Here is a 6893-nt window from a genome sequence, read left to right as displayed (position 1 = left end):
GCACCCCGAGGGGTGCGGGCCCTTCCGCATGGCTGCGAGCCTGAACGGGCTCAGACGGCGAGCAGCTTGCGCACGCGGTCCGCGCCGACCGCCAGCAGCAGCGTGGGCAGTCGCGGACCGGTCTCGCGGGTCACGAGGAGCCGGTACAGCAGGGCGAAGAAGGTCCGCTGCGCGACCTTGAGCTCCGGCGTCGGCTTGGCGTCGGGCTCCAGTCCGGCCATGACCTTGGGGACGCCGTAGACGAGCGTGGTCAGCCCGTCGAGCGACCAGTGCGAGTCCAGGCCCTCCAGGAGCAGCCGCAGCGACTCGCGGCCCTCGTCGTCCAGGGACGACAGCAGCTCGGTGTCGGCGTCCTCGCGTACGAGGGTCCGCTGGTCGGCCGGGACCTGGGTGGTGATCCAGTTCTCGGCGCGGTCCAGGCGCGGCCGTACCTCGTCGAGGGAGGTGAGCGGCTGCGTCGGGTCGAGGTCGGTCAGGATGCGCAGGGTCTGCTCGTCGTGGCCGGCGGTGATGTCGGCGACGGAGGCGAGGGTCCGGTACGGGAGCGGGCGCGGGGTGCGCGGCAGCTCGGCGGCGGCGGTGCGCACGGCGCGGGTGTGCGCGGCGGCGTCGGCGGGCAGCACGGAGCCGTCGGCGACCTTGGCCTCCAGCTTGTCCCACTCGTCGTAGAGCCGCTGGATCTCCTGGTCGAAGGCGATCTTGAAGGACTGGTTGGGGCGGCGGCGGGCGTAGAGCCAGCGCAGCAGCTGCGGCTCCATGATCTTCAGCGCGTCGGCCGGGGTCGGGACCCCGCCCTTGCTGGAGGACATCTTCGCCATGCCGCTGATGCCGACGAACGCGTACATCGGTCCGATCGGCTGCTCGCCGCCGAAGATGTGCACGATCTGGCCGCCGACCTGGAAGGACGAGCCGGGCGAGGAGTGGTCGACGCCGGAGGGCTCGAAGATCACGCCCTCGTAGGCCCAGCGCATCGGCCAGTCGACCTTCCAGACCAGCTTGCCGCGGTTGAACTCGCTGAGCTTGACCGTCTCGGTGAACTCGTCCTCGGTGCAGACGTAGGTCATCTCGGTGGTCTCGTCGTCGTACGAGGTGACCTTGGTGAAGTCCTTGCCGCACTGGCCGCAGTACGGCTTGTACGGGAAGTAGCCGCCCTCGCCGGTGCTGCCGTCGTCCTCGGCGGCGGCGCCGGAGCCCTCGGCGGCCTCCAGCTCGGCCTCGTCGACCTGCTTCTGCTGGGGCTTCTTGCCGCCCGGCTTCTGCTTGGTGCGGTACTGGTCGAGGACCGCGTCGATGTCGCCGCGGTGCTTCATCGCGAACAGCACCTGCTCGCGGTAGACGCCGTTCGTGTACTGCTCGGTCTGGCTGATCGGGTCGTACTCGACGCCCATCTCGGCCAGTGCCCCGACGAAGACGGCCTTGAAGTGCTCGGCCCAGTTCGGGTACGCGGACCCGGCCGGGGCGGGCACGGCGGTCAGCGGCTTGCCGATGTGCTGGGCCCACGACTCGTCGATGCCGGGCACGCCGGCGGGCACCTTGCGGTACCGGTCGTAGTCGTCCCAGGAGATGAGGTGGCGGACCTCGATGCCCCGGCGGCGGATCTCGTCCGCGACCAGGTGCGGGGTCATGACCTCGCGGAGGTTGCCCAGGTGGATGGGGCCGGAGGGGGAGAGTCCGGACGCGACGACGACAGGTTTGCCGGGTGCTCGGCGCTCCGCCTCGGCGATGACCTCGTCCGCGAAACGGGAGACCCAGTCGGTCTCGGTGCTGCTCTGAGCCACGACACGTCCTTCTATCTCGAATGCTGGCTTCAGCCATTCTCCCAGACGGAAGAGGTCGCTCCGAGGTTGCTCGGTGCGGCGGTTATCCCGGGAAACGGACAGCCCTCGCGTGGGATACTCGGCACTTGTCGGAACAACCAAGTGCACCCACCGGCACAACCTCACAGGAACGGCAGCTCATGGCCTCGGTCCCTTCCCTCGCTTCTTCCGTCAATCAGCGCGTCGCGGACGCCCTCGTCTCCGCCCTGCCGGAGGCCGGTGCCGCCGACCCGCTGCTGCGACGAAGCGACCGGGCCGACTTCCAGGCCAACGGCATCCTGGCGCTCGCGAAGAAGGCGAAGGCCAACCCGCGCGAGCTGGCGACGACCGTGGTCGAGGCCATCGCGACCGGTGACCTGATCCAGGAGATCGAGGTCTCCGGCCCCGGCTTCCTCAACATCACCATCACCGACCGGGCGATCATCGAGACCCTTGCGGCACGGGCCGGCGACGACCGCCTCGGCGTCCCGCTCGCGGCGAACCCGGGCACGACGGTGATCGACTACGCCCAGCCGAACGTCGCCAAGGAGATGCACGTCGGCCACCTGCGGTCCGCCGTGATCGGCGCCGCGATGGTCGAGATCCTGGAGTTCACGGGCGAGAAGGTGGTCCGCCGCCACCACATCGGCGACTGGGGCACCCAGTTCGGCATGCTCATCCAGTACCTCCTGGAGCACCCGCACGAGCTGGACCACAAGTCGGACGAGGAGGTCTCCGGCGAGGAGGCCATGTCCAACCTGAACCGGCTGTACAAGGCCTCGCGCGCGCTCTTCGACTCCGACGAGGAGTTCAAGACGCGGGCCCGGGCCCGGGTGGTGGACCTCCAGGCGGGCGAGCCCGAGACCCTCGCCCTGTGGCAGCGGTTCGTGGACGAGTCGAAGATCTACTTCTACTCCGTCTTCAACAAGCTGGACATGGACATCCAGGACCCCGACGTGGTCGGCGAGTCCGGCTACAACGACATGCTGGTCGAGACCTGCAAGCTGCTGGAGGACTCGGGCGTCGCCGTCCGCTCCAACGGCGCGCTGTGCGTCTTCTTCGACGACGTCAAGGGCCCGGACGGCAACCCGACCCCCCTGATCGTGCAGAAGTCGGACGGTGGCTTCGGCTACGCGGCCACCGACCTCTCGGCGATCCGCAACCGTGTCGCCGACCTGGGTGCGACCGAGCTGATCTACGTGGTGGACGCGCGGCAGTCCCTGCACTTCAAGATGGTCTTCGAGACGGCGCGCCGGGCGGGCTGGCTGAACGACGAGGTCAAGGCCGTGCAGCTGGCCTTCGGCACGGTCCTGGGCAAGGACGGCAAGCCGTTCAAGACCCGTGAGGGCGAGACGGTCCGGCTGGTGGACCTGCTGGACGAGGCCGTGGACCGGGCGACGGCCGTCGTGCGCGAGAAGGCGGAGAAGGTCGGCCTGACCGAGGCGGAGATCGTCGAGAACGGCCAGTACGTCGGCATCGGCGCGGTGAAGTACGCCGACCTGTCGACCTCGGCCTCGCGCGACTACAAGTTCGACCTGGACCAGATGGTCTCGCTGAACGGCGACACCTCGGTGTACCTCCAGTACGCGTACGCCCGGATCAAGTCGATCCTGCGCCGGGCGGGCGACCGGAAGCCGGTCGCGCACCCGGAGCTGGAGCTGGCCCCGGCCGAGCGCGCGCTGGGCCTGCACCTGGACCACTTCGGCGAGCTGATCGCCGAGGCGGCCGCGGACCACGCCCCGCACAAGGTGGCGGCGTACCTCTACCAGCTGTCGTCGCTGTTCACGACGTTCTACGACCAGTGCCCGGTCGTGAAGCCGGAGCCGGAGCTCGTCGTCGGCGAGAACCGGCTGTTCCTGTGCGAGCTGACCGCCCGCACCCTGAGCAAGGGCATGGCCCTCCTCGGCATCCGCACCCCCGAGAAGCTCTGACGTCGCCCGATCCGCCCAACCCGTACAACCCGCACGGAATGCGTACGGCCCCGGCAGCTGCTGCCGGGGCCGTACGCATTTCGTGATCTCTTCGGCCACCACTTTTCAACGTCGGCCTGGCTCTGGCCCGTCCCGACTGGGTCCGGATGCAGCCCTTCCAGATCAAGGTCGAGGTCCTGAGCTGGGCCCTCGGCGGTGCGGGAGTGGCCCTCGCCCTGGGCGCCGCCCTGGTCGCGGGCACCGGTCGCCGGCGCCGCACCACCGCCTGAGGCACAGCCCGCGTTCACCCGTACGGCCCGATTCGGGCCGTACGGGCCGGGTAGGGGACGGCCCGTCCTTCCCCCATCCGCCCCCGGAGGCACCCGTGCCCGACATGAACGGCCCCTACAAGCCCGGCACTCCCTGCTGGATCGACCTGACGGTCCCCGACCAGCAGGCCGCCCTCGACTTCTACTGCGACCTGTTCGGCTGGCAGGGCGAGATCGGCCCGGGCGAGCAGGGCGGCTACTCCGTCTGCACCCTCAAGGGCCAGCCGGTCGCCGGCATCATGAAGGCGATGAACCCGGACGGCAGCATCCCGGACCCACTGCCGCCGACCGTGTGGACCACGTACCTGTCCACCGACGCCATCGACCCCACCATCAAGGCCGTCACCGACGCGCACGGCACGGTCATGATGGGCCCGATGGACGTCATGGACCTCGGCCGGATGGCCATCGTCGCCGACCCGACCGGTGCCGTCTTCGGCCTCTGGCAGCCGAACTCCTTCGACGGAGCCGGCATCGTCAACGAGCACGGCGCCCTCATCTGGAACGAGCTCAGCACCAGCGACGTCCCGGCCGCCGCCGCGTTCTACTCCGCGATCCTGCCGATCACGACGGCCGCCTCGCAGATGGAGGGCGCCGAGGGGTACACGGAGTTCAAGGCCTCCGGGCGCGTGGTGGGCGGGATGATGAACCTGGACAAGACGCCCCCGGGCACTCCCTCCAACTGGCTGCCGTACTTCCACGTCGACGACGTCGACGAGATCCAGGCCGCCGCCGTACGGGCCGGGGCCACCGCCCTCGCCCCCGCCTTCGACATGGTGGCGGGCCGCATGGCCGTCCTGGCCGACCCGCAGGGCGCCCCCTTCGCGGTGATCACGTCGACGGTCACGGAGCAGCCCGCCTGATGTGACCCGGCGCACAGGGGATGTTCTCCCTGTGCGCCCCCTCCTTCCCGGTGACGTTCATCCATCGCCGGAGGGGCCCACATGAGGAACAAGCACGCGGGGGCGGCCGTGGCCGGGCTGGCCGTACGGGGCCTCGCGGGGCTCGGCCGGGCGGCCGGCCTCCTCCCCGGCCCGCCGGACAGCCCCTTCCACGCCCTCAACCTGGCGCTGTACACCCCGCTCTGCCTCACGGCGGGCTGGGTGGCGGCCCGGCTCGCCGCTCAGCGGAACTCGCACCAGACGGCCTTCCCCGGGGTCCGGGGCAGCGCCCCCCAGTCGTCGGCGAGCGCGGCCACGAGGGTGAGGCCCTGACCGTGCGGCCGCCCGGTGATCCGGGAGAACCCGGGCCCGCTGTCGTGCACCTCGATGCGGAGGGTCGCGTCCTCGAAGCCGAACAGCCGCAGCAGGTAACCGCGGCCGGACGGGACCCCGTACCGCAGCGCGTTGGTCGCCAGCTCGCTCACGCAGAGCGACATGTCGTCGAGGCGTTCGGTCGCCCCCCACGCCCGCAGGGTGTCACGTGTGAACTGGCGCGCAGCTGCGACGGTTCGGGGTGAGCGCAGGTAGAGACGCTCGCGCACGAGTGCCGCCTGAATAGTTGGATTCACGGGACGATCGTCGCGTTGCGTGACTAGCGTGTGGCTGAGCGCCGACCCGTACTCCTTGACGAGTACGGGTCCGCACGGGGTATCCGGCTTGTGTGGGTGGGGAGTTCGCTGTCATGCCACCGAGGAAACGAGTACGGCCGAACGCGACGACCATGAAGATGGTCGGTACGCAGGTGGCCGCCGCGCGGATCGCCAAGAACCTGACTCAGAAGCAGCTCGGGGAGCTGGTGCGGTTGGATGCGGAGAGCATCGCCTCGATCGAGCAGGGGCGGCGGGCGCTGATGCCGAATGTCGCGGAGCTGATGGACCTGCACCTGGGGCTGCCGGGGCTGCTGACCGTTGCGGCAAACGGGATGCCGGAGGCGGACGCGACGCCGCCATGGGCCGAGGAGTACATGGACCTTGAGGACAGTGCGATTGCGCTCTCCTGGTTCGACAACCAGGTCGTTCCGGGCCTGCTCCAGACGGAGAACTACGCCCGGGCCGTCTTCAAGTGCCGCGTCCCGGCCCACCCCGAGGCGGAGGTCGAGGCACTGACCGCCCGCCGGATCGCGCGTCAGGGGATCCTGCGCCGCAGTACTCCGCCGACCCTGAGCTTCGTGGTCTGGGAGGCCGCACTCCGCGACCGGCTCGGCGGGGATGAGGTGTACGCGGAGCAGCTGCGCCACCTCCGTACAAGCAGCGGTCTGCCGGACGTGAGCCTCCAGGTGATGCCGCTGGGACGCGCCTCCCACGCGGGCCTCAACGGCCCGTTCATCCTGCTGGAAACCCCGGATCACCAGCACCTTGGCTACACCGAAACCCAGCGCGGCAGCCAGCTCATCTCGGACCCCAATGAGGTCAGCATCCTGGCGCGCAAGTATGCAATGCTGCGGACTCAGGCCCTCAACACCGAGCAGACGCGGGGCCTGTTGGACCGCCTGCTAGGAGAGACATGAGTGCCACGACTGCACTGAAGTGGTTCAAGTCCAGCTACAGCGGTGACGAAGGCGGCGCCTGCCTGGAGGTCGCCGTGGCCTGGCACAAGTCCTCGTACAGCGCCAGCGAGGGCGGCGACTGCGTCGAGGTGGCCACCAGTGCTCACACCATCCACGTCCGGGACTCGAAAGTCCAGGACGGGCCGATCCTGGCGCTCGCGCCGACGAGCTGGGCGGCGATGATCGGCTGGCTTGCCCGATAGGCCCGGCGAGGGCCTGCGGCAGCCAGTGGCACGCGTGTCGCGAACCGGGGCGGCGGCATGGGAACGGTGTCCGTGCCGGGCGGCATCAGGGAGGCGTATGGGGGTTTCCCGTCAGTCCCATCGTCTCTCCGTGTCGGGCCGGCCCCTCAAGGGCGCTCGTTCCTCGCG

Annotated in this window: 7 protein-coding genes; 5 read left to right on the top strand and 2 right to left on the bottom strand. The window is 69.9% G+C overall.

Annotation, left to right across the window (positions count from 1 at the left end):
* Positions 1–50: 50 nt before the first annotated feature.
* Positions 51–1778, bottom strand: a complete 1728-nt coding sequence (lysS, locus tag ACWGE1_RS39050; RefSeq protein ID WP_453425222.1) for a lysine--tRNA ligase — start codon at positions 1776–1778, stop codon at positions 51–53.
* Between the two features lie 179 nt (positions 1779–1957).
* Here lysS and argS point away from each other — a divergent pair, with 179 nt between their 5' ends.
* The 3 genes from argS to ACWGE1_RS39035 all read left to right on the top strand — a co-directional run bounded on the left by argS (position 1958) and on the right by ACWGE1_RS39035 (position 4898).
* Positions 1958–3727 carry an arginine--tRNA ligase gene (argS, locus tag ACWGE1_RS39045; protein ID WP_453425221.1) on the top strand — a complete coding sequence of 590 codons (1770 nt, stop codon included), beginning with the start codon at positions 1958–1960 and terminating at the stop codon, positions 3725–3727.
* 146 nt (positions 3728–3873) lie between these two features.
* Positions 3874–3996 carry a hypothetical protein gene (locus ACWGE1_RS39040; protein WP_453425220.1) on the top strand — a complete coding sequence of 41 codons (123 nt, stop codon included), beginning with the start codon at positions 3874–3876 and terminating at the stop codon, positions 3994–3996.
* A gap of 104 nt (positions 3997–4100) precedes the next feature.
* Positions 4101–4898 carry a VOC family protein gene (locus ACWGE1_RS39035; protein WP_453425223.1) on the top strand — a complete coding sequence of 266 codons (798 nt, stop codon included), beginning with the start codon at positions 4101–4103 and terminating at the stop codon, positions 4896–4898.
* A gap of 260 nt (positions 4899–5158) precedes the next feature.
* Here ACWGE1_RS39035 and ACWGE1_RS39030 read toward each other — a convergent pair whose 3' ends face one another.
* On the bottom strand, positions 5159–5545 hold the full coding sequence (locus ACWGE1_RS39030) for an ATP-binding protein (protein WP_453425219.1): 387 nt from the start codon (positions 5543–5545) through the stop codon (positions 5159–5161).
* A 113-nt stretch (positions 5546–5658) separates the two neighbouring features.
* Here ACWGE1_RS39030 and ACWGE1_RS39025 point away from each other — a divergent pair, with 113 nt between their 5' ends.
* Positions 5659–6483 (top strand): helix-turn-helix domain-containing protein, encoded by an 825-nt coding sequence (locus ACWGE1_RS39025; RefSeq protein WP_453425218.1) that lies wholly within the window; start codon positions 5659–5661, stop codon positions 6481–6483.
* Entirely contained in the window at positions 6480–6725 is a 246-nt protein-coding gene (locus ACWGE1_RS39020; RefSeq protein WP_405790125.1) for a DUF397 domain-containing protein, read from the top strand. The genes ACWGE1_RS39025 and ACWGE1_RS39020 overlap by 4 nt, the downstream gene beginning before the upstream one ends.
* Positions 6726–6893: the final 168 nt, after the last annotated feature.

Source organism: Streptomyces sp. NPDC054932, assembly GCF_053610205.1.
This window is presented reverse-complemented; position numbering and strand designations above follow the sequence as displayed.

Excerpts from the sequence above, each read along its gene's own strand:
- ACWGE1_RS39020 (WP_405790125.1), top strand. The coding sequence starts at position 6,480 with ATGAGTGCCACGACTGCACTGAAGTGGTTCAAGTCCAGCTACAGCGGT.
- ACWGE1_RS39040 (WP_453425220.1), top strand. The coding sequence starts at position 3,874 with ATGCAGCCCTTCCAGATCAAGGTCGAGGTCCTGAGCTGGGCCCTCGGC.
- ACWGE1_RS39025 (WP_453425218.1), top strand. The coding sequence starts at position 5,659 with ATGCCACCGAGGAAACGAGTACGGCCGAACGCGACGACCATGAAGATG.
- argS (WP_453425221.1), top strand. The coding sequence starts at position 1,958 with ATGGCCTCGGTCCCTTCCCTCGCTTCTTCCGTCAATCAGCGCGTCGCG.
- ACWGE1_RS39035 (WP_453425223.1), top strand. The coding sequence starts at position 4,101 with ATGAACGGCCCCTACAAGCCCGGCACTCCCTGCTGGATCGACCTGACG.